The organism is Pedobacter sp. MC2016-14 (assembly GCF_020991475.1).
In the GTDB taxonomy this organism is placed as follows: domain Bacteria; phylum Bacteroidota; class Bacteroidia; order Sphingobacteriales; family Sphingobacteriaceae; genus Pedobacter.
Genome location: NZ_JAJMPA010000007.1, coordinates 1 through 1,982, shown reverse-complemented (window position 1 = coordinate 1,982; position 1,982 = coordinate 1). Strand labels below are relative to the sequence as shown.

Here is a 1,982-nt window from a genome sequence, read left to right as displayed (position 1 = left end):
GATTATAAGCTTTTATATATACCCCAAACCCACAAATGCTGGATCTTTAGGTAGAAATGCTTAGCCTGTTGCAAGTGATTGTAACGTCTACAGCTAATAATACATCAATAGCCCTTTGTAATCTATTTGCGAACTTTAATAGTAATTATTGAATATATGTAGTTGGCTTTATTGTGGCTTAGAGCCACTACTCGAACTTTATTTTTTGTTTAGTCAATGAGTAGTAATGTTTTATATATTAATCATATTACTTATATTTGTTTAATATATAATACATTATGAAAGAGACCATCCTTCTTTTACCAAAAGCCCAGAAGCTACTTGATACTTTGGGTGAAAATATAAGACTTTCGCGTTTAAGGAGAAAGTTAAGTGTTATGCAAGTTGCGGAACGTGCTGGTATTAGCAGGGCAACACTTTGGCAGATTGAACGTGGAAAGCCTACTGTAACTATGGGTGCTTATTTTCAAGTTTTATTCGTACTGGGATTGGAAGCAGATTTTTTGAAACTTGCAGCGGATGATGAACTTGGACGTAAGATTCAGGATGCTGGCTTGTTAATTAAAGACAGAGCTGCTAAAAAATAGAGAGATGGCTAATAAAAATAATAGAATATTTGTCTATGCGGACTGGCAAGAACTACTTGAGCCAATTTTGGTCGGTTCATTGATGTGTAATAAGCTAAGAGGCAAAGAAATATTTTCTTTTGAATATACATCTTCCTGGTTACAATCTGACTTTGGTTATAATCTCGATCCTGATTTACAATTTTTTCCGGGCCAGCAATACGTTCGGGATGACAAGCCTAATTTTGGGTTATTCTTAGATTCATCTCCAGATAGGTGGGGGAGGGTTTTGATGCGGCGACGGGAAGCTATTGTTGCCAGGTTGGAAAACAGGAAAGCGGAGACATTGTATGAAACAGATTATTTATTGGGAGTATATGACGAGAACCGGATGGGTGCATTGCGCTTTAAAACTGCTGAAGATGGTCCTTTTTTAAGTCATGAAAAAAAATTAGCTGCACCTGCCTGGACCAAGCTTAGGGATTTGGAATATGCAAGCCTGCAATTGGAAAAAGAGGGGTACGGTGATGATGATGAAGAGCTGAAATGGCTTAACATGCTGATGGCTCCAGGATCTTCTTTAGGAGGTGCAAGACCAAAGGCGAGTGTGACAGATTTAGAGGGGCAGTTGTGGATTGCGAAGTTTCCTAGTACCAATGACTTATATGATGTAGGCGCTTGGGAAATGGTAGTACACCAGTTGGCATTAGAAGCTGGTTTAAATGTACCTCCTGCGCAATTGATGAAATTTTCGGGTAGGCACCACACATTTTTAACAAAACGTTTTGACCGTAAATCTTCTGAGTGGCGAATACATTTTGCTTCTGCTATGACTCTACTCGGACATAAAGATGGGGCCGATTACCATGCAGGGACGAGCTACCTGGACTTAGTTTCTTTTATTCTACAAAATGGGTATCAGATTAATGAAAACCTGAAGGAGCTATGGCGCAGAATCGCATTTAATGTATTGGTGAAAAATACTGATGATCATTTACGTAACCATGGATTTCTTTTACAGAAGGATGGATGGATACTGTCGCCAGCTTATGATATGAATGCAGTTCCTTCAGGAACGGGATTGACTTTAAATATATCTGATGAGGATAATTCTTTAGATCTGGATTTGGTGATGGAGGTGGCTCCGTATTTTAGATTAAGCGCAACGGAAGCGCTTCAAATTATGCTGCATCTTAAAAAAACAGTTGGAAGCTGGAAGACTGTTGCTGCTCACTATAAAATTTCAAACCGGGAACTATCGCTGATGGCCCCTGCTTTCCATATGCAATAGCTTTGCAATACAATTGAAAGATACAGCGAAACAGACATTCCGTTAATTTGTTTTGGAGGGGTAATAATTTTTTATGGTTGTTTATCATGTTGTTATGTAATTTTTGGTGATATAATTAAGATTTA

2 protein-coding genes are annotated in these 1,982 nt (G+C 38.2%); both read left to right on the top strand.

The window, feature by feature from the left end:
* Positions 1–278 precede the first annotated feature (278 nt).
* Positions 279–587 (top strand): helix-turn-helix domain-containing protein, encoded by a 309-nt coding sequence (locus tag LPB86_RS20810; RefSeq protein ID WP_230693351.1) that lies wholly within the window; start codon positions 279–281, stop codon positions 585–587.
* A 4-nt stretch (positions 588–591) separates the two neighbouring features.
* Positions 592–1,857 (top strand): type II toxin-antitoxin system HipA family toxin, encoded by a 1,266-nt coding sequence (locus LPB86_RS20805; protein ID WP_230693350.1) that lies wholly within the window; start codon positions 592–594, stop codon positions 1,855–1,857.
* The last annotated feature ends 125 nt before the right edge of the window (positions 1,858–1,982 follow it).

Coding starts and splice junctions, on each gene's coding strand:
- LPB86_RS20810 (WP_230693351.1), top strand. CDS start 279: ATGAAAGAGACCATCCTTCTTTTACCAAAAGCCCAGAAGCTACTTGAT.
- LPB86_RS20805 (WP_230693350.1), top strand. CDS start 592: ATGGCTAATAAAAATAATAGAATATTTGTCTATGCGGACTGGCAAGAA.